Here is a 23032-nt window from a genome sequence, read left to right as displayed (position 1 = left end):
TGTCCAGCAACATCAACAGGCACCTCGGGCTATCGCCGCACCCTCGGCATCCCCAGACCGATCCACGAGATGATCTCGCGCTGGATCTCGTTGTTGCCGCCGCCGAAGGTGAAGATAACGGCCGAGCGGTAGCCGCGCTCCAGTTCGCCGTGGAGTACGGCGCCCGCGGAGCCCTCCTTGAGGACACCGGCGACGGCGACGACCTCCATGAGCCAGGCGTAGGCGTCCCGGCGGGCCTCGGAGCCGTACACCTTGACGGCGGAGGCGTCCTGCGGGGTGAGCGTGCCCTCCTGGACGGCGTTCACCATCTGCCAGTTGAGGAGTTTCATCGCGTCGAGCTTCGTGTGGGTCTGGGCGAGGCGGCGGCGCACCCAGGGGAGGTCGACGACGCGGCGGCCGTCGGCGAGCTTGGTCTCCATGGCCCAGCGCTGTACGTCGTGCAGCGCGCGGATGGCCATCGTGCCGTGTGCGGCGAGGGTGACCCGCTCGTGATTGAGCTGGTTGGTGATCAGCCGCCAGCCCTTGTTCTCCTGGCCGACCCGGCGGGACGCGGGGACGCGGATGTTCTCGTAGTAGCTCGCGGTGGTGTCGTGCGAGGCGAGCGTGTTGATGATCGTGCAGGAGTAGCCGGGGTCGGAGGTCGGCACGAGGAGCATGGTGATGCCCTTGTGCGGCGGGGCGTCCGGGTCGGTGCGGACGGCGAGCCAGACCCAGTCGGCGGTGTCGCCGTTGGTCGTCCAGATCTTCTGGCCGTTGACCGTGTAGTGGCCGGTGTCCTCCTCGCCCTCCCTGACCGCCTTGGTCTTCAGGGCGGCCAGGTCCGTGCCCGCGTCGGGTTCGCTGTAGCCGATCGCGAAGTCGAGCTCGCCGGAGAGGATCTTCGGCAGGAAGTACCCCTTCTGCTCGTCGGTACCGAACTGCATGATCGTCGGCCCGACCGTGTTGAGCGCCATCAGCGGCAGCGGTACACCGGCCTGGGCGGCCTCGTCGAAGAAGATGAACTGTTCCATCGGGGACAGACCGCGCCCGCCGTACTCCTTCGGCCAGCCCACGCCGAGCCAGCCGTCGGAACCGAGCCGGCGGATGGTCTCGCGGTAGAAGCGCTTCTGCGCCGCCGGGTCGCCGTAGCGGGCGTACACGTCGTCGGGGACCAACTCGGCGAAGTAGGCGCGCAGTTCGGTGCGCAACCGCTGCTGCTCCGGCGTGTATTCGAGATGCACGGCGCCTCCTGGCTCCCACTGGCCCGCTCGTTCGGCCACCCGGACCTGACGGCGCACACCGTAGAACGTGTTCCAGAAATTGGGAATGCCGGTGACGTACGCACCTGACGGACGGACTCATGCGCACTCATACGAAGGGGCCCCGGGAATGTGCTCCAGGGGCCCTTCGGTGTGTGAGCGCTCAGCGTCTGAACGGGTCAGTGCGCGACGGGAGTTGCCCGTCCTTCGGCCGCCTTGTCGTCCTCGGCCCGGGCCGGCTTGGGAGCCAGCACGCGCTCCGCGAGCAGCCCGAAGACCAGGCCGTACGCGGTCCACAGGGTCACCTGGATGGCCAGGGTCGCCAGTCGGTACTGCCACAGCAGGGTCGCCGGGAAGCCTTCCGGCGCCTCGTTGAAGGACGGCAGGAACGCGTACGCCAGGCCGACGGCCAGGACGAAGAACCCGCCTGCGGCGAGCGTGGCGTTCCAGTTGCCCAGGCGCGGTGCGAGGCGTTTGCCGAGGATCACCGCGGCGACGGCCAGCAGCACGCTGAGCACGATCATCAGGAGGAACAGCGCGGTGCGCTGGTTGAGGGTGTCGGGGTCGCCGACGGCGGGCGGGTTCGCCGGGTACTTGAGGAACGGCACCAGGTAGACCGCGACCAGACCGGCGCCCGCCAGCAGCAGCGCGCTCGCGCGCGGCCCGAAGCGGCCGATTCTGCCGAGCGCGAAGCAGTACGCGAGAGCGGCGATGCCGCCGAACGCGACCCCGTAGACGAGGACGCCGGTGGACAGACCGCCGGTGGACTGCATGGCACGGGTCACGAGTTCCTCGCCGCCGTGTTCGTGGGCGTGGGCCTCCTCGAACGCGATGGCCTCGTCCACGCGGGGTTCCCCCAGGAAGTAGGCGACGACCAGGGCGAGCACGCCCGCGGCAAGACCCGCGAGCATGCCGCGCACCAGGAGATTTCTGACGGTGACGGAGTTCATTGGGTTGTCCTGTCGGTTCTTTGTCGCCGTCAGTGGCAGGGGAAGCCGAGCAGGTGGCGGGCGTCGTGCACCCACTCGTGCACGCCTTCGCCGGAGACCAGGGAGGTGGCGCCCTGTTCGGCGCCGACGAAGTAGAGCAGCACCAGCATCAGGATGCCGAGGAAGACCGCCCAGGGGGCGATCGCGCCGATCGGCAGCTTTGCGGGTACGTCGGGGGTGGTTACGGTCGGCTGAGCGACGGCGGACTGCGCCATGGCAGGACCTCCTGGGGGAACTCGCGTCCCATCTCGGTGGTGCACAGGACGACGGCCACGGGTCTGACTTGCTCGACCTCCGCCTCCCCTGGCGGGGGGCGGTTGTGCGGGGCTTACAGTGGCGCGACCGTGCCGGATTCTCACCGGCTTCCGTCGTACCGTCGTCAATATCGACGAGAAGGTACCGCGAAGCAGAGGCGCGGCCAAGGGCGCACGGAATGCCGGGGGCGCGCCGGTGCCCTGGTCACGCCCCCAATTCCCGGTACGGACAGGGGTGTTGAGCACGTGTGGAACGCGAGGGCGGGCCGATGACCAGCCGAGTGATGTTGATCTCACCAGCGATGAGCGCGGCGTTGCGGGAGGCACGTTTCGACGACGGATGCCCCCTGGACCCGGCCGGGCTGCGGCTCGCCGAGGCCGCCGCGGGCTCGCTGCCGGCCGCCGACCAGGTCCTGGTCTCGCCCACCGTTCGCTGCCGGGAGACGGCGGCGGCCCTCGGGCTCGACACCCTCGCCGTCACCGAGCCGCCGGAGCTGTCCGGCCTGGACGTGGGCCGCTGGCGCGGGGCCACGCTCGCCGAGGTGAGCGCCGACGAGCCGGAGGCCGTGGGGCGCTGGCTGACGGACCCGTCGTCCGCCCCGCACGGCGGCGAGTCGGTGGCCGGGATGTGCGAGCGCGTCGCGAAGTGGCTGGAGACGGCGGCGGATCCGAGTTCCGGGGCTTCAAGATCTGGCTCAGCCGAGGGTTCAGGAGCAGGCTCCGTGCGGATCATCGCCGTCGTCGAGCCGGAGATCGTACGCGCCGGGGTGGTGCGGACGCTCGGGGCCCCGGACTCGGCGTTCTGGCGTGTCGACGTGCCGCCGTTGGTCGTGACGGAGTTCAGCGGGCGGGCCGGGCGCTGGAATGTACGAGTCGGGAGAGCCCTCGGAGAGTGAGGCCCCGACGGGCGCCCGCCTGAACAGCTCTCCGGGACCCGGCACCTCGGAGCGGGTGGCGTTCCACGGAGCCTCACCTCAGCAGGGCGAGGAACTCCGTGCAGGCGCGTGCGCAGTCGCGGCAGGCCTCGGCGCCCTTCTCGGCACCGCGGCTCCGGTCGAAGACATCGGCGGTCTCCAGGCAGACGGCACGACACCACTCCACCTGGGCGCGCATCCCGGCCTCGGCCTGCGTGGTCTGCTCAGCCAGGGCGCGGCAGGTCGCGTCGCAGACCTCCGCGCAGAGGATGCCCTTGCGCCTCAACTCCTGCTGGTCGTCGGGGCCGTCGAGTTCGGCGAGGCTCGCGCGCAGGGCGCAGATCCGTGCGCACTCGGTACAGGCCTGCGCACAGGCGAACCGGTCCTCGAGGAAACGAACGAGTTCCTGTTGCTCTGTTAGTGACACGCCGTTCGGGTAGCCGGGCATCGCCAGGCCAAACCCGCCTGCGCACCGGACCGCGGAGCCAGAAGTGGCTGAGCGTGTCGAAGTTATTGACGTGGTCACGGCCGCACTCTACGTTCTGACCGGTTTACCGAACTGCGTTCGGTATATCGATCCGTCGTGGCGGGTGCGCACACCCCGGCAACCAACCCGGTGTGTGCGACCACTCACCCGCGACAACCTTCGGATCGGCAGACAAGGAGGCCTCGTGCGCATCGCGGGCAGGCTCACCGGGACAGTGTTGAGTGCCGTGTTGGCGACGATGGTGCTACCGACCCCGGCAGCCGCGGCGTCGACCGTCGTCGTGGCCGTCAACGGGAACGACTCGGCCGCCGGAACTCTCGACCAACCGCTGCGGACCGTCCAGAAAGCCGTCGACAGGGCGAAGGCGGGCGACACCATCCTTGTACGGGGCGGTACTTACGCCCTGACCGACAACATCACGATCACCACCTCGGGCACGGCGACGCAACCGATCTCCCTCGGCTCCTACCAGGGCGAGCGCGTCGTCATCGACGGCGAACAGCTCCCGGCCAGCCACACACCGGTCGGCGGCAGCATCCCTCGTGCCGAGCGCGGGGCCGTCCACCAGGAGGCCTCCTACTGGAGGGTCTCCGGTCTGGAGATCGTCAACGGGCCGTACGGCTTCTACTGCGACGGCTGCAACAACAACGTGTTCTCCCGCCTCTCCACCCACGACAACTACGAATCCGGCTTCCAGCTCCAGGGCGCCTCCGCGGGCAACCAGATCCTGAACCTGGACAGTTACGGCAACCGCGACCCGCGCAAGAACGGCGAGAGCGCGGACGGGCTGGCCATCAAGGAGGGCAGCGGGAGCGGAAACGTCGTGCGGGGCGCGCGGCTGTGGAACAACGTCGACGACGGTTACGACGCCTGGAAGTTCGCCTCGCCGATCGTCGTCGAGAACACGATCGCGTACGGCAACGGCTTCAACCGGTGGAGCTTCCCGGACTTCGCGGGCGACGGCAACGGCTTCAAGCTGGGCGGCGGGAGCCCGGCACCGGCGGTGGCCCACACCCTGCGCAACTCGCTCGCGTACCGGAACGCGGCGCACGGAGTCACCGACAACGGCAATCCGGGCGCGCTCGCCCTCAGCCGCACCACCACGTTCCGCAACACGGGCACGGGCTTCGACGCCGACGGCTCGGGCGGAAAGGCGGTCCTCACGGCCAACCTGTCCGTCGCGGACGCGCGGCCCGCGGCACTCGGCTCCGGCACCACGTCCACGGGCAACTCATGGGATCTGGGCGGGACTTGGAACGACTCGTCGGTCGTGAGCACGAACACGGGCGCCATCACAGGACCGCGTTCGACCGACGGCTCCCTGCCGCCTGCCCGGGACCTGCTCGTCCCGAAGAACGGCGCGGCCGTCGGAGCCCGCTTCTGAACCACCCCGTGGGCCCCGGGACGGACGACCCCGGGGCCCACGGGACTGGCACAACCAGCAGCACCAGAGCAGTCCCAGCGAGGAGAGCCGCACATGATCACGCCAGAAAACCCCTACAGACCCGTCACCTCCGCCGACGCGACCGGCGCTTCGGGCCCCTTCGCGCCCTCCCGCCGGAGCCTGTTGCGGGCGATGGCCGCGCTGCCGGTCTCGGCGCTCGTCGTGGGCGGACTACCCGGCCTGCTCGGCACGGCCTCCGCAGCGGCGCCGCCCCGCGGATCGGCCACCCGCTACACCATCGTGCCGTTCCTCAACAGCAACGACGGCACGGTGAACGTCTACCAGTCGGACGACGCGACGGACTTCCGGCTCCTCAAGGCGTCCGCGTACACGCCGCCCGCGGGCCGCATCCGCGACGCCAGCGTCTTCAAGCACACCGACGGCTACTACTACATCACCTACACCACGCACACCTGGCAGGACACCAGCACCACCATCGGCTTCGCCCGCAGCTCGGACCGCAGCAACTGGACCTTCCTGTACGACTACACCGTGCCGATCGCGAACCTGTCGCGCGCCTGGGCACCGGAGTGGTTCGTCGACAGCGACGGCAGCGTGAACATCATCGTGTCCTGCTCGGTGACCAGCAACGAGTGGATCTTCACCCCGTATCTGCTCAAGGCCACCAACTCCGCGCTCACCGCCTGGACTTCACCGGTGGCGCTGTCCGGCATCGGCGCCAACCACATCGACACGTTCATCGTGAAGATCGGCTCGACGTACCACGCCTTCACGAAGAACGAGACGTCCAAGTACATCGAGTACGCCACCAGCACCGCGCTCGCCGGCCCGTACACGATCAGCAGGACGGGGAACTGGGCGGGCTGGGGCGGCACTCGGGAGGGCTCCGCGCTGATACAGCTCGACAACGGAGCATGGCGGATCTTCTTCGACGGATACGGCGACGGCAGCTACTACTACAGCGACAGCTACGACACCTTCGCCACCTGGAGCGCGCCGAAGGCACTGCCGTCCATCTCGGGGACGGCACGCCACTTCACAGTGCTGAAGGAGACGGTGTCCGGCGGCGTGACCCTGCCGACGGGCGTGACCCGCTACCTCCAGTCGGGCAACTTCACCACCCGCTACTGGCAGGAGCAGTCCGCCCTGCTCAACCTCCCCGTGCTGACCAGTTCCAGCACGACCGCGGAGAAACAGGCGTCCACCTTCACGATCGTGGCGGGCCTCGCCGACGCGAACGGCTACTCGTTCCGCAACGCGGCCGGCAACTACCTGCGGCACTGGGACTTCCGGGGCCGCTTCGACGCGAACGACGGCTCGTCGACGTTCGCCAGGGACGCCACCTTCATCGCCCGCACCGGCACCTCCGTACGCCTGGAGTCGTACAACTACCCCGGCTACTACCTGCGCCACTACAACTACCAACTCCGCGTCGACCCGTCGAACGGCACGGACCTGTTCCGCCAGGACAGTTCGTTCGTGGCGGTGACGCCCTTCTGAATCCGACGTGTGCACGGGACCCTGCCGGGCAGGGTCCCGTGCACATCGCGGGCGCCCGCAGAGCACTCGGCTTTCCAGGGTCGGTCGTCAGCTTTCCCTGGGGCTTTCGAGCGCCACCTTGGGCAGTCGCCGGGCGAGCGGGGCGGGCAGCCACCAGGCCCGCTTGCCGAGCAGTTGCAGGACGGCGGGGACGATCAGGCAGCGAATGACCAACACGTCCACCAGGATCGCCACGGCGAGGCCCAGCCCGAACTGCTGGAGCATCCGGTCGGGGCTCAGCATGAAGGCGCCGAACACCACGATCATGATGGCTCCGGCAGCCGTGATCACCTTGCCGGTGGTGGCCAGTCCTTCCCGCACCGCGAGGGAGTGGTCCTTCGTGCGCTCCCACTCCTCGTGGATCCGCGAGACCAGGAACACCTCGTAGTCCATGGACAGTCCGAACACGATGGCGAAGATCAGCACGGGGAGAAAGGCTTCGATCGGCCCCTGCTGCACCCCGAACCAGCCGTACTGGAACACCAGGGTCATGGCGCCGAGCGCGGCGGAGATCGAGAGGAGATTCAGCAGTGCTGCCTTGACGGGGATCCACACCGACCGGAAGACCAGCATCAGCAGCAGCGACGACATGCCGACGACGACGGCGACGAACAGCGGCAGCCGCTGAGCGACCGTGTCCGCGAAGTCCTGGGAGGCGGCGACGGAACCGCCGACCAGGATCTCGGCGCCGGTGTCGCGCTCCAGCCGCGGGGCCACGTCATCGCGCAGGTGATGCACAAGATCGGTGGTTCCTTCGTCCTGCGGCGCCGACTTCGGGTAGATGAACACCGTGGACAGGGCGCCGTCCTCGGAGGGCATCGCAGGGCTGGCCGTGGCCACGCCCTCGGCCTTGGCCAGCTCGGACCGGACGCCCTGGCCTGCGGCCTCGTCGCCCTGCACCAGGACGATCAGCGGACCGTTGAAGCCCGGGCCGAAGCCCTCGGCGAGCAGGTCGTACGCCTGCCTGGAGGTCGTGGTCCTCGGGTCGTTGCCCGCGTCGGCGAAGCCGAGGCGCATGCTCAGTGCCGGTGCGGACAGGGCCAGCAGGGCGAGGACGGCGACGAGCAGTGCAGGGAGAGGACGGCGCTGCACGGCTGCGGCGAGGGCCCGCCAACGGCGGCCTTCGACTTTGCCCTTGGCCGTGGACCTGGCCGCGTGCTTCAGCACGTGACGCTGGATGCGCCGGCCGAAGAGCGCCAGGAGTGCGGGCAGCAGAACCAGCGAGGCCGCCATGGTGGTCAGCACTGTCAGTGCCAGAGCGAGGGCCACTCCCTGCAGCGAGCCGAGGCCGAGTGCGACCAGGCCGAGCAAGGCGATGATCACGGTGCAGCCGGCGAAGAAGACCGTACGACCGGCGGCGTCCAGGGCCTTACGGCCGGCTTCGGCCGGTTCGACGCCGTCGGTGAGTTCGTGCCGGAAGCGGTAGAAGATCAGCAGGGCGTAGTCGACACCGACGCCGAGTCCGACGAGCATCGTGATGGGCGGTGTGAAGTCGGCGATGGTGAAGACGTGCGAGGCGAGAACGATCAGGCCGACGGCGGCGCCGACCGCGAAAAGGGCGGTGATCAGCGGTACGGCGGCCGCCACGACAGAGCCGAAGAGCAGCCCGAGGATGATCACGGCGGCCAGGATGCCGGCGAGTTCCGCGGTCGGGCTTCCCTTGTCCTCGGCTCCGCGCACCGCATCACCACCGAGCTCGACCTGGAGCCCGTCCGCCTCGACGCCCTTGGCGGTGTCGATGATCGCGGTGACGTCCTCCTTGGGCACTGCCTCCGCCTTGCCGTCGAGTGTCACGGTGGCGTAGCCGATCGTGCCGTCCTTGGACACGGCGGAGGCTTCGGTGTACGGGCTGCGTACGTCGGCGACGCCGGCCAGCCCCTTCACCTCCGCCAGCATCCTTTCGACGGCGGCCTTGCGGCCATCGATGCCCTGGCTGTCCTTCAGTACGATCTCGACGCTGTCGCCGGCCTGGGCGGAACCGTGTTCCTTGAACAGGTCGGTGGCAGCCTGGGAGTCGGTGCCCGGCAGGGAGAAGTCGTTCTTGTACGCGGAACCTGCGGCCCCCGAACCCAGCGTGACGGCGGCCAGGACGGCCACCCAGAGCAGCAGGGCGGCCCAGCGGTGACGCTGCGCCCAGTCGGCCAGGGCGCCGAACCGGCCGCCGCGCGGCCGATGCGGTGTGGGTGGGGGCGGGGCGATGGACGCGGCTGTGCCGCGGGTGGGAGACATGGATGACTACCTCGGATTCGAGCGGGAGTTGCCTGGCGTGAGAAACGCGCCCACCACGGCGCCGCTGAGCGTGGGCACGCCGATCCCCAGGGCGGCAGGCACGCCGCCGACCTTCACGGCCAGGGCCCCGGCGGCTGTGACCAGCAGAATTCCGGCGGCAGCTCCGACAAGCGCGCCGACGAGTGCGGTCGTGGCCCGTCGGTGAAAGCGGGGTGCGTTCATGCCCTTGAGCGTGCACGCGAGGCAGGGGCGGGGTCGTCAGTCTCCAGCCGACACCGGGCGTACCCCAGCGGATGTACGCTGCCGCCGTCTCGTACCCCAGGGGTTGCCGGGGCCGGCGGCCCATGGCCCGCCGGTGAAGCCGCCCGCCCTGCCTATTGCGCCAGCCAGCCCGGGCTGACCATTCCGGACTCGTAGGCCAGTACCACCACCTGCGACCTGTCCCGTGCCCCCAGCTTCGACATGATCCGGCTGACATGCGTCTTCGCCGTCGACGGTGACAGCACCAGCCGCGCCGCGATCTCGTCGTTCGTGAGCCCCCCGGCCACCAGCTGCATGACCTCACGCTCCCGGCCGGTGAGGGCATCGAGCCGAGGGTCCGGCCGAGGGCCTTTCACCCGCGAGCCGCGAACTCGGCGATGAGCCGCCGTGTGACCGACGGGCTGATCAGGGCATCGCCCCGGGCGGCGACCCGCACCGCCTGCAGCAGTTCCTCCGGCTCCGTGTCCTTCACCAGAAAGCCCGTCGCCCCGGCGCGCAGCGCCCCGTACACGTAGTCGTCCAGATCGAAGGTCGTCAGGATGACCACCTTCACCGATGCCAGTCGGTCATCCCCGGCGATCACCCGGGAGGCTTCCAGACCGTCCGTCCCCGGCATCCGGATGTCCATCAGGACCACGTCCGGCCTGAGTTCGCGGCAGGCCGAGACCGCGGCTTCCCCGTCCCCTGCCTCCCCCACCACCTCGATGTCGTCCTCGTCCTCCAGGATCGACCGGAACCCGGCCCGCACAAGCCGCTGGTCATCCGCCAGCAGGACCCTGATCATCGCTCACTCCGCTTCATCGGCTCTCCTGTGATCCCGTACGGCAGCCGGGCCCGCACGGCGAATCCGCCCTCCGGCCGCGGGCCCGCGTCCAGCTCGCCACCCAGTGCTCGCGCCCGCTCTGTCATGCCGACGATCCCGCTGCCACCACCCGCCCCGGCCGGGCGGACCGCCGAGCCCAGGCCGTCGTCCTCGACGACGAGGGTCAACTCCCTTTCCCCGTAGGCGATCCGGACCGTGACCCGTCCGGCGCCGCTGTGCCTGGCGGCGTTGGTCAGGGACTCCTGCACGATCCGGTACGCGGCCAGGTCGACCGGGGCGGGCAGCGCGCGTTCACCCCCGGTCCGCTCGATGCGCACCGGGAGCCCCGCCAGCTTCGCCGAGTCCACCAGCTCATCCGCCCGGGCCAGCCCCGGCGCCGGTGCCGTGGGCACCTCCTCGTCGACCTGGCGAAGGACTCCAAGGGTGGCCCGGAGCTCGCGCAGGGTCTCCCGACTGCTCGACTTGATTGCGCCGAGCGCATGCTCGGCCTGGGCAGGATCCTTCTTGAGCCGGTGCAGTGCCGCACTCGCCTGCACGTTGATCATCGAGATGTTGTGCCCGATCACGTCGTGAAGTTCGCGGGCGATGCGCAGCCGCTCCTCGGTGGCCCTCAGCCGCGCCTCCTCCTCGGCGTAGGCCACCCGGCCGTGCCGCACGCTGCCGAGGGCCACGACGGCGACCAGCCAGCCGGCCAGCATGAACACCACCGTGCCGTTGACATCTCTGTTGCCCACGAAGACGCCCGCGGCCACGCCGATCACCATCGCCGCCGCCATGGCGGCGGCCGCCTGCATCCGGCCCTGGGCCGCGATGGCGTACAACACCACGATCGGAACGATCACCAGCGGGCCGTCGATGGAACTCAGCAGATAGTAGGCACCCGTGGCCAGCACCGTGAACCAGCCCACCGTCACCGGATACCGGCGCCGGAACAGCAGCGCTCCGCACACCGCCAGAATCAGCAGCCAGGACGCGATCAGCGACGGCACCGGGTCCCCGCCGTATCTCAGCCGCTGCCCTTCGGCGCCGAGCGCCACCAACACGAACACCCCGCCGGCCAGCACGGCGTCGGCGCGGGCGCCACGAGGCAGCCGGACACGGATCTGGTCAAAAGGCGGCACCGGTCCATCATGCCCGCGACGCCGATCAGAGGAGGAGTACGGGCGCCGGCCGAGTGGTGGGGACACGGACCGGGCCAGGAGGGCGTGCCGCCTGCGGGTGGGGGCCGGTGCCCCGTCCGGCCTCGCCGGTGGGTGGGTCACTTGGGGTGGACGCCGGCATTCTTCATGACCCGCTTGGCGCCGCGGGGCCAGTCGTCGTCGGTGACGACGACGGTGCCGGTCACCCTGTTGCCGCGCATTCCGTCGCTGAGGCTGATGGAGCCGTTGCTGGTCCAGTTGTCCGTGACCGTCAACGCGCCCGTGTTGTTGGTGGCGTTGGAGTTCTCGTGGTCCCAGTCACCGGTGTCGCGGAAGACGTTGTTGACGTCGGTGTAGTTGCGTGATCCCTCGTCGTGGTAGATGCCGTAGTGGCCGTTGTTCTCGGCGCAGTAGTTGCGGTCGATCAGGGTGCCCTGGCCGTCGGAGAGCGTGTAGATGCAGGCACCGTCGTCCATCGTCCGCATCACGTCGTGCAGGTGGTTGCCGGTGACCCTGACGTTCTTCAGGGTGGTGGGGGTCGTGTAGACGGTCTGGAAGTCGTACAGCCCGCGGTTGACGTAGTCCTGGCTGCCCCCGGGGTCGTTGGTGCCCCAGCCGTAGCCGATCGCGATGCCCGTGTAGGGCATGTCGTAGATCTCGTTGTGGGAGACGGTGGCGTTGGTGGCGTAGGTGACCCGCACGGCCGTCATGTCCCTGTAGTCCAGGGCGAGATCGTGCATCCCGTTGTTGCTGATGGTGATGTTCCGGTTGGTCGTGCGACTGTCGCCGGGGTGGTGGGTGTCGGCCTGGAGACCGCCGACCACGACTCCGCCGCCCACGCCCTGGCTGAACACGTTGCCGGTGTCGGCGCCGAGCCCGACTCCGTGGCGTGCGCGTTGGCGTCGTTGCCGATGCCGAGGGCCACCTGGCCGAGCTGGGTGAACCGGTTGCCGGTGAAGTCGATGTGGGAGGCGGCCGACTCCTGGACGGCGGCCGGCATCTGGTGCCAGTGCGGGCGGGTCGCCTCGAAGAGCCTGCAGCCGTACTGGCAGGAGTCCAGCGCCTCGGACGGGCGCTCCCAGGTGCCCTGGACGAACGCGCCGGTCTGCTGGTTGGCGTACCCCTGGCCGGTGGACGGCTGCAGCCAGCTCGTGTGCGAGAACTGCAGTCCGGAGAAGGTGATGTGGGTCGCCGAGGCACCGTACGTGCCGCCGACGGAGAGGAGCGACTCCAGCCTCGGCATCTCCACATCGGCGGTGGACATGTCCTGGCTGGGGAGGGGCTTGCAGTACAGCGTCCCGGTGCGGGTGTTCAGGCACCACTCCCCCGCCGAGTCGAGGAACTCGTACGCGTTCTCGATGTACAGCGGTCCCTTGCGGAAGGGGTTGCCGATGGTGTCGTACCCGAAGGTGTTGTTGTTCCGGGCCGGCTGCTTCATGGTGATGACGCCGTCACGGATCCCCGCCACCGGGGAGTAGCGGTTGGTGAAGGAGCCGAGGTCGTCGATCTCGGTACGGCCGGGATCGGCCAGGCTGTTGAGGTACTTCAGCGCGCCGCTGGTGAAGGTGTAACCGTTGGCGTCGGCGGTCAGGTCGGCGCGGTCGAGTTGGGTGCGGGCTCGGGTGGCCTGGACGCCGCCGACGTACAACTGCCGGATGTCGAACCCGGTGCCGACCTTGGCCTTCCAGATGTTCCTCGCGGGGTCTCCTGCCGGGTCCAGCCGGTGGCCTTCCGCGCGCCCCGAGATGACGGGGCGGGCGCCCGGCGCGGCCTGCAAGACGACTCTGTGCCCGTTGCTGGCGGAGTCGGCCCGGGTGAAGGACAGCGGCGCGGCCAACCAGTAGGTACCGCCTGCGAGTTGGACGACGATATCGGCCCTCGTCTTCGAGTTGAGGGTCCGCACTTTCGCCTTGGCCTGTGTGACGAGATACCCCGTTACGGCGTCACCAGCGGCAGCGCGGAGAACGTGTGCTGCTCCCACAGTCGGCGGGAGGCCTCCTCGGGATAGGCGGCCGTGGTCGGTTCGGTGTCGAGCAGGTGGACGAGGCGCCGCCCGGTGTCGTACGGGGACCAGCCCGGGTCGCCCGTCCTGGCGAACGCGGTCCAGGCGGCGCGGACATGGGCGGACAGCGCCTCGGTCTCGGGGGAGAGCTCGGGGCCGATCAGCATGCCGCCGAGTCCGCCGGGGACGCCGAAGGCCAGGGGCACGTCCAAGCCGTGACAGGCGCCGAGGGCACCGCCGTCGGCCGGGGCGGGCCAGGTGAGTTCGTACAGATGGGCCTGGCCTCCGCCGGCGGTCTGAGCCTCGGCCAGGTGCAGCGAGGGCATGCGGAACAGCCAGTCGGACTGGACGAGTTCGAAGAGGTACTCCGCGGAGGCGTCGGGGAACGCGGCGCGGTAGGACCGCTCGGCGTCCGGTGTCGGTCCGAAGAGACCGAGGGCCATCGACGCGAGGCCCTCGTCGACCCGGCCGAGCAGTCCACCGAGCAGGAGGAAGAGCCGGTACTCGTCGCGGTTGTGCCCGGCGATCAGTTCGACGTTCCGTGCGGTGCCGTTCGCCAGCGCTTCCCACGGCGTGGTGGGCAGGACGTCACCGTCGACGACGGGTGAGAACGGGGTCGGGGTGAGCGCGACCGGGCCCCAACGGTGTACGTACTCGCGCATCTTGGCGGTCAGCGCAGCGCCTGCCTCGGGCAGCTTGCGCGGCTCCACGGCGGACAGGTCGGCGACCGTCGGGCGCAGTCCCAGCTCACCCGCGACGGACTCGGCGATGTCGGCGGCCAACTCGTTCGAGAAGAACGTGCCCGGCACGCTCTGCGCGATGGCCCGCCGGAACAGCCCCCGCGCCCGGGGCATGGACATCAGCGCGGCGATGGACCCGGCGCCCGCCGACTCGCCGAAGGCGGTGACCTGGTCGGGATCGCCGCCGAAGGCGGTGATGTTGTCGCGCACCCATTCCAGGGCGGCGACCTGGTCGAGCAGGCCTCGGTTGGCCGGCGCTCCCTCGATCTGGAGGAACCCCTCGATGCCGACTCGGTAGTTGAGGGTGACCACGACCAGCCCGCCGTCGCGGGCCAGGCGATTGCCGTCGTAGGCGGGATCGTCGGCGGAGCCGAACTTGTAGGCGCCGCCGTAGATCCACACCATCACCGGGCGGCGGGCCGCCGGATCGGCGTCCGGCGTCCAGACGTTGACGGTCAGCCAGTCGTCACCGGGCGGAGGACCGTCGGCCAGGGCGGGCGCGGGGCCGAACGGCTCCTGCGGGGGCGGCGGGCCGAATGCGAACGCCTCCCGGGCCCCGTCCCAGCGGTTCACCGGCCGTGGCGCCACGAAACGTGCCTCGCCCACCGGGGGTTGGGCGTAGGGGATGCCGCGGAAGACCGCCAACCCGTCCTCGCGGCGGCCGCGGACCGTGCCGACCGCGGTCGTGACTTCGGGAAACTCGTCATTGCTCATGATCACTCCTCAACCGGGCCACCGCTCGGCGGCCGACCGACGCATCCTGTGGAACACCCTCGCGCCGCACCATTGACACTCGTCCCACCCCGACCCGAGACTCGCAGCAGCAGTGAATCATATTTCACCTGACGAACACACCGCTCACGTTCCAAGGTTCCATCACATCTCCAAGGACGAAGATGAACTCCTCCCACTCGTCTGCCGCGCCCCGTTCCCCACACACGTTCCGCACGGTCTTCCCCGTCCTGGCCCTGTGCTGGCTGGCCGTGTTCTTCGACGGCATGGACGTCAACATCTACGGCGCCGTCATGCCCCACATGCTCGACGACAGCGGACTCGGGCTCACTCCGGCCACGGCCGGCACCATCGGCAGCTGGACCACGTTCGGCATGCTCATCGGCGCCCTCACCGCCGGGAACCTCACCGACTGGCTCGGCCGACGGCTCATGCTCGTCGCCAGCGTGACGCTGTTCTCCCTCGGTTCCGCGATCTGCGCCGTGGCCCCGGGCGTCGGCCTCTTCGGGGCCGGCCGTTTCGTCGCCGGCCTCGGCCTCGGCGGGCTCATGCCGCTGTGCCTGGCCATGGTCATGGAGTTCGCGCCACCGCGCCGGGCCGCGCTGACCACCGGGCTGCTGATGACCTCGTACCACTTCGGGGGCATGGCAGCGACCGGGCTCGGGCTGACTCTGGCCCCGGCCGCGGGCTGGCGCTGGGTGTTCTGGGCGGGCGTGCTCCCGGCCGTGGTCGCTGTACCACTGCTGCTGAAGCTGCTGCCCGAGTCGCCGGGCGTGCTGCTGGCGCACGGCGAGCGAGACAAGGCCGACGCCGTCGCCGACCGGTACGGGCTCCCCCGGCCCACCGAGGTCGCCGCTCCGGCCGCCGGTGCGGCCGGCCGCCTTGCCGCCATACGGGCGCTGTTCCGCCCGGAATCCCGCTGGGCGACCCCGCTGCTGTGGCTGGCCTCCTTCAGCGGACTGCTCCTCGTGTACGGCGTGAGCACCTGGCTGCCGCAGATGATGCGAGCCTCCGGCTACGGGCTGAACTCGTCCATCAGCTTCCTGATGGTGATCAACGCGGGCGGCATCGTCGGCCTGCTGATCGCCGGCCGCGCCGCCGACAGGTTCGGCGCGGTACGGGTGTCGGCGATCTGGTTCGTGCTGACGGCCGCCGGAGCCCTGCTGCTCAAGTCCCAACTGCCGCTCGGCGTCACGTACGCCGTGGTCGCCGTCACCGGTGTGTTCCTGTTCAGCGCGCAGGTCATGGTCTACGCCGCCACCAACACCGTCTACCGCGACAGCGAACGCGCGGCGGGCCTCGGCTGGGTCACCGGAATCGGCCGCACCGGCGCCGTCGTCGGCCCGTGGCTGATCGGCGTACTCGCCACCAACGGCAACCAGAGCTGGGGCTTCACCACCTTCGCCCTGGCCGGACTCGTCGGCGCCGTCGCGATCGCCCTCGTACCCCTGGCCCGGCGAATCGGACGAAGCGACGCCTCGGCCACCCCCGCGCCCGTCGCGGCCACGGCGGGCCTCAGCTGATCAGCTTCCACACACCTCCGATACGACGTGTCGGGTACGCACGTGTGCCACTGGGCACTCGTCAGGTCGGCGCCGCCGGCGCGGGCGCAGATCCGGGAGCCGGCCCGGGTGGGGCCGACGGTGTAGCTCTGGAGTGGGACCTGGACACCGGCCGCGTGGACGATGTCGACGCCATGACTCGCATCCACGTCAGGCAGACCGCCGCCGCTCTGCGCTCCAACAGGGACCTCCCCCCGCTCGTGGACAAGGGCGATCTCACCGTGGTCAGCGCCTATTACTCGCTCGACACAGGCCGGGTGGAAGTCCTGACCGGCGCGCCGCCGGCGTGACGGCCTGACCGGCCGAGGAAGCCGAGGCACCGAGGGCGCCTGCCCTGGCCGCGGATGGCAGACCGCCGCGAACAGCGGCCTGACCACCCGACCGGGCAGGCTCCCCGGTCACGGCACTAGCCGATGTTGAAATCGAGATTGGTCACGTACCAGGCGTCATCGATCTTGGTGGACTCCATGTTGACGTCCAGCTGCCCTTCCTCCACCCCGGTGGAGTGGGACAGGATGATCTTGTCGAGGGTCTTCCCTTCGACCGTGACCTTCTCTGCGGGGACCACCGCCTTGTCACCGGTGGGCTGGACGGTGGCGACGTCCACCTTCGGGTTGTCCGTGGGCGGCTCGGGCATGAACGACGTACGCATCTCTCCGAGGTTGTCCTGCATCTGCCGGACCTCGGGATCGTCGCTGTTGCACCTCTCGGCGGTGCCGGCCCGGGCGGGCGACGAATCTGTGGCCGGCTCCCCCATCAGCAGGCACGCCTGCTTCGGCTCGCCCTTGATGACCGCGGTGACCCACGCGGCGACCGCACCTTCGGCTGTGGACTGGCCGCCCGCCGAGGGCTGCGCCGACGAACCGTCCTTCTGCTTCCCCTTGTCCGCGTTCTTCGCGTCGGCCGCGGACGAGCTGCTTGCGGTCGGCTCCTTGTCCGCGGCCGGGTCCGAATCGCTGGAGCACCCCGTGACACCCGCGAGCGTCGCCGCCAGCGCGCCTCCGGCGATCCAGCCGACGGTCCTTTTCCTGTGGCTCACTAACACCGTTCCGGCAGTCCTTTCCCTGGACGTACAAGTGCCTCGTCGGCACCACTGGGCATCTCACGTCGAGGTGCCATATCGAACATGGAGACGAGTTGGGCAGCGGAACGGTTCGCCTTCGGGTCAGTCCTTGTAGTCGGGGGCGACGCGCTCGACCAATCGGAGCAGCGCCGACCAGGCGAGTTCGTATCCCATGTCGTCCTGGAGATCCGAACTGTCGTCCTCGCCCGTGAGTTGACGTGCGGTCAGTTCGCAGATGTCGGGACTGGGGATGACGAGGCCGGTTCCCGCGGAGGTGGCCGCGATCTGGATCTCGCACGCCTTGTCCAGGTAGTACATGCGCAGGAACGCCTGGGCGGGGGTCTCGCCGACCGTCAGCAGGCCGTGGTTGCGAAGGATCATCGCGGGGTGACCGCCGAGGTCGGCGACGAGGCGCTGCTGCTCGGCGAGGTTGAGGGCGACGCCCTCGTAGTCGTGATGGCCGAGCCTGCCGTGGAACTCCATGGAGATCTGGTTGAGCGGGAGCAGCCCGTGTTCCTGGGCCGCGACGGCACACCCGGCCTTGGTGTGGGTGTGCAGGACGCAGTGGGCGTCGGCGCGGGCGGCGTGGATGGCGCTGTGGATGACGAACCCGGCGGGGTTGACCGGGTGGGGCGATTCCTCGACGGGACGGCCGGTCAGGTCGATCTTGACGAGGTTCGACGCGGTGATCTCCTCGAAGAGGAGGCCGTAGGGGTTGATCAGGAAGTGCTGCTCCGGGCCGGGGAGCCGGACGGAGATGTGCGTGAAGATCAGGTCGGTCATCCTGAAGTGCGCCACGAGCCGGTAGACCGCGGCGAGTTCGCGACGCAGGCGCAGTTCCTCGCCGGCAGCCGCGGCCGCCGCCGTCGGAGCGGTCGGAGCGGTGCGGTCGGGGCGCAGGGACAGCTCGGCCATCGGTGGCTCTCCTTCCGGCGTGGGGCCGGTGGTTGGTGGGTGACACGACGCTATCGAGGGGTCGGGCTGGCGCCGAAGTGGCGGTTCTGTCCAATATGGAGTCACCCATTGGATGATTCCGGCAGTCCCGCGTGCTGCCGCCGGGCCGGGAGGATGTCTCCTCATGACCGAGTCCGAGCAGCCGTCCGTGCCGCTTAGCACGTTGCTCGCCGACCCCGCACTGGGTCTGCGCCGGATCGCGGGCCCCGCCGGGGCGCACCGGGTCCGCGTCAGTACGGTCGGCATGACGGAGGTCGAGGACCCGACGCCGTATCTGGCGGGCGGCGAACTGCTGCTCACCGCGGGCGTGCGTCTCCCCCGGGACGCGGAGGGCATCGACACGTACGTACGACAGGTCGTCGCCGCCGGAGTGAGTGCGCTCGGATTCGGTGTCGCCCCCGTGCACGAGGAGGTCCCGCCCGAGCTCATCGCCGCCTGCGACCGCCATGGGCTCCCACTCGTGCGACTGCCCCCGGCCACCCCTTTCGTGGCCGTCGGGCAGGCCACGTACGCGGCGATCGCCGAGGCCCGCAACCGTGAGCTGCGCGAGATCTCGCGAGCACAGTCGGCGCTGGCCACGGCCGCCGCCCGGCCGGATGCGCTCCGGGCCGTGCTTGCCCAGCTCAGCGCGCACACCGGTGCCTGGGCGGTTCTCTACGACGCCCACGGCACCGAACTGTTCAGCGCCGGTCCCCGACCCGCGTCCCCCACGCCGGGACGCGTACGCGACCTCGCCGTACGCACCACCGCCCGCGTCCGCGCCCGTACAGGCCCAGCCGGACGCTCCGGACCGGCCGCGGCGGCCGATCACCAGGGCGGAACCCATCTGACCGTCCACACGCTGCCCGGAGCGGACGGCACCACCACGACGCTCGCCCTCGGACAGGCCGCCACCACGGCCCCGACCCTGGTCCACCGGCAGGTCACCAGCACGGCGACCGTGCTGCTCGCCCTGCTCACCAGCCCCCGGCACGCCCTGGGCACCGACACCCACAGCGCGGGCGCCCTCGTACGGCTCATGCTCGGAGCCGACCCGGCGGAGGTCGCACCTGCCCTCTCGCCCTCCGACACGACGGAAGCCGAAGACAACTCCTGGGTCGTGGTCCACGGCCGCCGTATGCCCCCACGCGCCACGCAGGCACCCAACCCGGGCGACGACCCCGCGCATCTGGCCACCCTGGCCACCGCCCTGCGGACCCCCTACCTGCACGTCGACGGCGCCGACCTGAAAGCGCTGGTCCCCAATGCAGCGGACACCCGCCCCGAGGCTCCCGCACAAGCGGCCGGCCTGGGGTGGGTCCTCGGTTTCAGCACACCCGCACCGGCATCGGACCTCCCTCATGCCGATCGTCAGGCCGAACGTGCCCTCCGACGCGCGATCGCCGCCGAAGTACCCGCCGTCGTCCACACCGAGGACCCGCTCACCGTGCACGGGCTCGTCCCCGCCGCAGACGCCCGGGATCTGGCCCGCGCCCGCTTCGCCCCGCTCGACCGGGCCGGCGCGCCGGGTGCCCCGGTCCTCCTCGACACCCTGCGAACCTGGCTTACCCTGCACGGCAGTTGGGACCGCACCGCCGCGACCCTCCACGTCCACCGCAACACCGTGCGCCACCGCCTGGCACGGGTCGGCGAACTCCTCGCAGTCGACCTCCAGGATGCCGGCGTACGCATGGAACTCTGGTTCGCCCTGCGCTGGTTGCCCGGCGAGGCGGACGCGGCCGACGAGTAACGCACGTGCCGTACGTGGCCTAGGGTGCGGCCCATGCTTGATGACGCAGCCCTTCGTCAGGTCACGGCGGCCCTGCTTGCCACGCCGCGAGCGCTTGACGCGGCGGCCACCGCGCTGCCCAGGACCTCGGGGTTGTACGCATGGTGGGCCGCTCCGAGTGTCCTTGCCTCACTCCCGGGACCGGCCAACTCCGTTGACCCCGAACGGCGGTTGCTGTACCTCGGCAAAGCGACCCGGCTTCGTACCCGCATCACCGGAAACCATCTGAGGCACTCCGGCGGATCAACCCGGCGCCGCACCCTGGCCGGGCTGCTCATGCCGGCCGAGGGCTACCGGACCACCTGGACCGACCGCGTCATCCTGGTCCCGGACGACGAGCAGCGCCTCACCGGGTGGATGCATCGCCATCTCACCCTCACCTGGGCCGAACACCCTGATCCCGTCCCGTTGGAGGCCGCGCTCATCTCCAGCCTGTCTCCGCCCCTGAATCTCGATGGCGCGAGGCACGGCCCCGCACGGGACCGAGTCCAGGAGGCACGGAACACGTACTACGCGAGTGCCGGCCCACGCTCGGCCAAGGCGTAGGCACCGGGGCACAGGCGTGCTCGCGGCACCAAATGATCTCCCCGACGACACCGCCCGGAGGAACTGGGCTGGAACACGGCGTCCACACAGTGGGAGAAGTCGTGGATGTCGATCTGCGCAAGCTGCGTTACTTCGTGGTTGTGGCCGAGGAGCTGCACTTCGGGCGGGCCGCCGAGCGGCTGCACATCACGCAGCCGGTGCTGTCCCGGCAGATCCGTGCGCTGGAGCAGGAACTGCGCACGCAGTTGTTCAGCAGGTACGAGCAGACCACCGAGTTGACGACCGCCGGCCGTCAACTGCTGGAGGACGCGCGACCCCTGCTGGCCGCCGCGCAGGCTCTGCAGCGCCGGGTGCAGCAGGCCACGCACGGATCTTCGGTGTTCACGGTCGGCTTCATTCCGGGGATCACCGTGACCGGCTCGGTGCGTGCCTTCTCGGCCAGGCATCCCGAGCTGAGTGTGCAGGTGGTGCGCACTTCCTGGGGCGACCAGGTCCAAGGGGTGCACGAGGGCCTGCTCGACGTGAGCTTCGTACGGCTGCCCGTCGATCATCGCGGCCTGAAGCTGCGCCCCCTCTTCCGGGAGCCCCGGGTGGCCGTACCGCCGGCAGGCCACCGGCTGGCGGGCAAGGAGTCCGTCGTCATCGCGGATCTGGCGACCGGACGGCTGCTGCAGGACCCCGACGCCGTCCCCGAGTGGCGTGACCTCCCCGAGCGGACCGGCGGCGAGGAGGCAGGGCCGCGGCCCTCGTTCGCCACCGTCGAGGAGAAGCTGGAACACGTCGCGACGTCCGGGGGCGTCCTCGTCCTTCCGCTGTCCACCGCGGCGTACTACACCCATACCGATGTCGCGCATGTGCCCATCGACGACATCGGCCCGGGCGAGGCCTGCCTTGCCTGGAGCGCGGACCGCCGCTCCCCTCTGCTCCCGGAGTTCGCCGACATCGCCGCTGCCCAGCACTGATGTCCTGGGGCATCAGCGCTGACAGAAGAGGTCTTGGACGCCGGCTGCGGCACGGGCTCAGGGTGGAGGAGCGGCGGGGATCTCCGCCGCTCCTCCACCCACAGGGACCGTGAGAGCGATGCAGATCTTCATCACAGGCGGCTCCGGCTACATCTGCCGCTCCACCATCCGGGCGCTGACCGGGCACGGCATCGCCGTGACGGCGCTGGCGCGCAGCGAGCACGCGGCGCGCACCGTGTCGGACCTCGGTGCCACCCCGGTCGCGGGCGCGCTCACCGACACGGATGTCCTCCGCGAGGCGGCCGGCCGGGCCGACGGGGTCATCCACCTCGGGGTGGACTACGCCGAGGGCACCGCCGACGTCGACCGCGCGGCGGCGGAGGCGCTGCAGGACGGCGTGGGAAGCGGCCCGTATGTGCACACGGGCGGGGTGTGGGTGTACGGCGACACCGACGGGGTCGCCGACGAGGACGCCCCGCTGAGCCCGCCGCGCATCACCGCCTGGCGGCTGGAGAACGAGAAGCGGGTGCTCGCCCGGGCCGCCACCGGTGGGCACCCGGTGGTGGTGATGCCCGGGCTGGTCTACGGCCGCTCCGGCGGACTGGCGCAGTCGTTCTTCGTCGAGCCGGGGCGCACCGCGGGTGCCGTGCCCTGCGTCGGGGACGGCACGAACCACTGGGCTCTGGTCCATGTCGACGACATCGCCGAGCTGTACGTCCTGGCCCTGAACGCCCCGGCCGGTTCCGTCTACGCCGGGGCCGGCGGCCAGAACCCTCCGCTGGCGGACATCACCCGGGCCCTCAGCCACGCCGCCGGATGCCCGGACCGGATCGCGTCGCTGACCATCGAGGAGGCCGTACGGCGGATGGGCCCGATCGCCGAGGCATTCGCCCTCGACCAGCAGTTGAGCGGCGCCCGGGCACACCGCGAGCTCGGCTGGACACCCACCCGTCTCGAAGCCCTGACCGAACTCGCCCAGGGCTGAACCACCAGGGCGGGGAATCCGAGCGCCGCCGGGCTCAGCGGCCTCGGTCCCCCCAGTTCGGTCTCTGCTCCTGAGCCGTCACCGTCGCTCCGGCGCGTGAAGTCGCCGCAACGCGCGATGCCACTCGCGCCGCAGCGAGTCCGGGAGTTCCTGGCCGTTCGTGGTGGCGACCAGGGCCGCAGCCACGTCGCGGAGTTTGACGTTGGAGTGCTGCGACACGTCCACGAGCAGGTCCCAGGATCGGTCACTGGAGCACGGCGCCAGAACCATGGCCATGCCGCGCGCCTGGTCGATCACCGCACGACTCACCAGTGCCTGGCTCAACTGCTCATTCTTGGCACGCAGTTCCAGAACCTCGCCAGCCAGTGCCTCGTCCCCCGTCGACGTCCCGACCGTCGACAACGGCTGTACCTCGCGGTGCGTGGTCACTTGATGCATGC

General features: G+C 70.2%; 22 protein-coding genes, 1 pseudogene and 1 riboswitch. Of the genes and pseudogenes, 9 read left to right on the top strand and 14 right to left on the bottom strand.

Going from position 1 to position 23032, the window contains the following annotated elements:
• Positions 1-29: 29 nt before the first annotated feature.
• From QF035_RS48645 to QF035_RS48635, 3 genes are all read right to left on the bottom strand, one after another.
• Positions 30-1220, bottom strand: a complete 1191-nt coding sequence (locus QF035_RS48645) for an acyl-CoA dehydrogenase family protein (protein ID WP_307528794.1) — start codon at positions 1218-1220, stop codon at positions 30-32.
• Positions 1221-1417: 197 nt separating this feature from the next.
• Positions 1418-2188, bottom strand: a complete 771-nt coding sequence (locus QF035_RS48640; protein ID WP_307528793.1) for a CbtA family protein — start codon at positions 2186-2188, stop codon at positions 1418-1420.
• Positions 2189-2217: 29 nt separating this feature from the next.
• Positions 2218-2442 (bottom strand): CbtB domain-containing protein, encoded by a 225-nt coding sequence (locus QF035_RS48635; protein WP_055611616.1) that lies wholly within the window; start codon positions 2440-2442, stop codon positions 2218-2220.
• Between the two features lie 37 nt (positions 2443-2479).
• A riboswitch (cobalamin riboswitch) is annotated at positions 2480-2639 on the bottom strand.
• A gap of 111 nt (positions 2640-2750) precedes the next feature.
• Here QF035_RS48635 and QF035_RS48630 point away from each other — a divergent pair.
• Positions 2751-3377, top strand: coding sequence for a histidine phosphatase family protein (locus tag QF035_RS48630; protein ID WP_307528791.1), 627 nt, complete (start codon positions 2751-2753; stop codon positions 3375-3377).
• Between the two features lie 73 nt (positions 3378-3450).
• Here QF035_RS48630 and QF035_RS48625 read toward each other — a convergent pair whose 3' ends face one another.
• Positions 3451-3843 (bottom strand): ferredoxin, encoded by a 393-nt coding sequence (locus tag QF035_RS48625; RefSeq protein ID WP_307528790.1) that lies wholly within the window; start codon positions 3841-3843, stop codon positions 3451-3453.
• Between the two features lie 277 nt (positions 3844-4120).
• On the opposite strand from QF035_RS48625, the gene QF035_RS48620 reads away from it, so the two are divergent.
• On the top strand, positions 4121-5266 hold the full coding sequence (locus tag QF035_RS48620; protein WP_373467027.1) for a right-handed parallel beta-helix repeat-containing protein: 1146 nt from the start codon (positions 4121-4123) through the stop codon (positions 5264-5266).
• A gap of 192 nt (positions 5267-5458) precedes the next feature.
• The gene (locus QF035_RS48615; RefSeq protein ID WP_307531935.1) at positions 5459-6787 is read left to right on the top strand and encodes a glycoside hydrolase family 43 protein; all 1329 of its coding nucleotides are present in this window, start codon (positions 5459-5461) and stop codon (positions 6785-6787) included.
• Positions 6788-6874: 87 nt separating this feature from the next.
• On the opposite strand, the gene QF035_RS48610 is transcribed toward QF035_RS48615, so the two are convergent.
• From QF035_RS48610 to QF035_RS48580, 7 genes and pseudogenes are all read right to left on the bottom strand, one after another.
• Positions 6875-9055, bottom strand: a complete 2181-nt coding sequence (locus QF035_RS48610; protein WP_307528788.1) for an MMPL family transporter — start codon at positions 9053-9055, stop codon at positions 6875-6877.
• A gap of 6 nt (positions 9056-9061) precedes the next feature.
• Positions 9062-9277, bottom strand: coding sequence for a hypothetical protein (locus QF035_RS48605; RefSeq protein ID WP_307528786.1), 216 nt, complete (start codon positions 9275-9277; stop codon positions 9062-9064).
• 152 nt (positions 9278-9429) lie between these two features.
• Positions 9430-10100 (bottom strand): annotated as a pseudogene (locus QF035_RS48600) (response regulator).
• A complete protein-coding gene (locus tag QF035_RS48595; protein ID WP_307528784.1) occupies positions 10097-11260 on the bottom strand; it encodes a sensor histidine kinase in 1164 nt (387 codons plus the stop codon). The pseudogene QF035_RS48600 and the gene QF035_RS48595 overlap by 4 nt, the downstream one beginning before the upstream one ends.
• A gap of 137 nt (positions 11261-11397) precedes the next feature.
• Positions 11398-12018 carry a hypothetical protein gene (locus QF035_RS48590; RefSeq protein WP_307528782.1) on the bottom strand — a complete coding sequence of 207 codons (621 nt, stop codon included), beginning with the start codon at positions 12016-12018 and terminating at the stop codon, positions 11398-11400.
• A complete protein-coding gene (locus QF035_RS48585; protein ID WP_307528780.1) occupies positions 11985-13181 on the bottom strand; it encodes a hypothetical protein in 1197 nt (398 codons plus the stop codon). Before QF035_RS48585 ends, QF035_RS48590 begins: the two co-directional genes overlap by 34 nt.
• Before the next feature lie 32 nt (positions 13182-13213).
• Positions 13214-14734: a carboxylesterase/lipase family protein gene (locus QF035_RS48580; protein ID WP_307528778.1), complete on the bottom strand. Its 1521-nt coding sequence runs from the start codon at positions 14732-14734 to the stop codon at positions 13214-13216.
• Positions 14735-14916: 182 nt separating this feature from the next.
• Between QF035_RS48580 and QF035_RS48575 the strand changes: the two genes are divergently transcribed.
• Together QF035_RS48575 and QF035_RS48570 are read left to right on the top strand one after the other, a co-directional pair.
• Complete coding sequence (locus QF035_RS48575; RefSeq protein WP_307528776.1) at positions 14917-16275, top strand: MFS transporter; 1359 nt, start codon at positions 14917-14919, stop codon at positions 16273-16275.
• A 44-nt stretch (positions 16276-16319) separates the two neighbouring features.
• Positions 16320-16604 (top strand): hypothetical protein, encoded by a 285-nt coding sequence (locus QF035_RS48570; RefSeq protein ID WP_307528774.1) that lies wholly within the window; start codon positions 16320-16322, stop codon positions 16602-16604.
• Between the two features lie 116 nt (positions 16605-16720).
• Here the strand turns inward: QF035_RS48570 and QF035_RS48565 are convergent, their stop codons facing one another.
• Both QF035_RS48565 and QF035_RS48560 read right to left on the bottom strand, forming a co-directional pair.
• Positions 16721-17353 carry a hypothetical protein gene (locus tag QF035_RS48565; protein WP_307528773.1) on the bottom strand — a complete coding sequence of 211 codons (633 nt, stop codon included), beginning with the start codon at positions 17351-17353 and terminating at the stop codon, positions 16721-16723.
• A gap of 126 nt (positions 17354-17479) precedes the next feature.
• A complete protein-coding gene (locus QF035_RS48560) occupies positions 17480-18292 on the bottom strand; it encodes a class II aldolase/adducin family protein (protein WP_307528771.1) in 813 nt (270 codons plus the stop codon).
• 163 nt (positions 18293-18455) lie between these two features.
• Here QF035_RS48560 and QF035_RS48555 point away from each other — a divergent pair, with 163 nt between their 5' ends.
• From QF035_RS48555 to QF035_RS48540, 4 genes are all read left to right on the top strand, one after another.
• Positions 18456-20060 (top strand): PucR family transcriptional regulator, encoded by a 1605-nt coding sequence (locus tag QF035_RS48555; protein ID WP_307528769.1) that lies wholly within the window; start codon positions 18456-18458, stop codon positions 20058-20060.
• A 33-nt stretch (positions 20061-20093) separates the two neighbouring features.
• The gene (locus QF035_RS48550) at positions 20094-20645 is read left to right on the top strand and encodes a GIY-YIG nuclease family protein (RefSeq protein WP_307528766.1); all 552 of its coding nucleotides are present in this window, start codon (positions 20094-20096) and stop codon (positions 20643-20645) included.
• Between the two features lie 101 nt (positions 20646-20746).
• Positions 20747-21607: a LysR family transcriptional regulator gene (locus QF035_RS48545; RefSeq protein ID WP_307528764.1), complete on the top strand. Its 861-nt coding sequence runs from the start codon at positions 20747-20749 to the stop codon at positions 21605-21607.
• A 118-nt stretch (positions 21608-21725) separates the two neighbouring features.
• Positions 21726-22592, top strand: a complete 867-nt coding sequence (locus QF035_RS48540; RefSeq protein ID WP_307528762.1) for an NAD-dependent epimerase/dehydratase family protein — start codon at positions 21726-21728, stop codon at positions 22590-22592.
• Positions 22593-22670: 78 nt separating this feature from the next.
• On the opposite strand, the gene QF035_RS48535 is transcribed toward QF035_RS48540, so the two are convergent.
• Positions 22671-23030: an ANTAR domain-containing protein gene (locus QF035_RS48535; RefSeq protein WP_307528760.1), complete on the bottom strand. Its 360-nt coding sequence runs from the start codon at positions 23028-23030 to the stop codon at positions 22671-22673.
• Between the last annotated feature and the right edge of the window lie 2 nt (positions 23031-23032).

The sequence above is a fragment of the Streptomyces umbrinus genome, from assembly GCF_030817415.1.
Lineage (GTDB): Bacteria > Actinomycetota > Actinomycetes > Streptomycetales > Streptomycetaceae > Streptomyces > Streptomyces umbrinus_A.
Note: the sequence above shows the minus strand (reverse complement) of the source record. Positions and strands in the feature narration are given on the sequence as shown.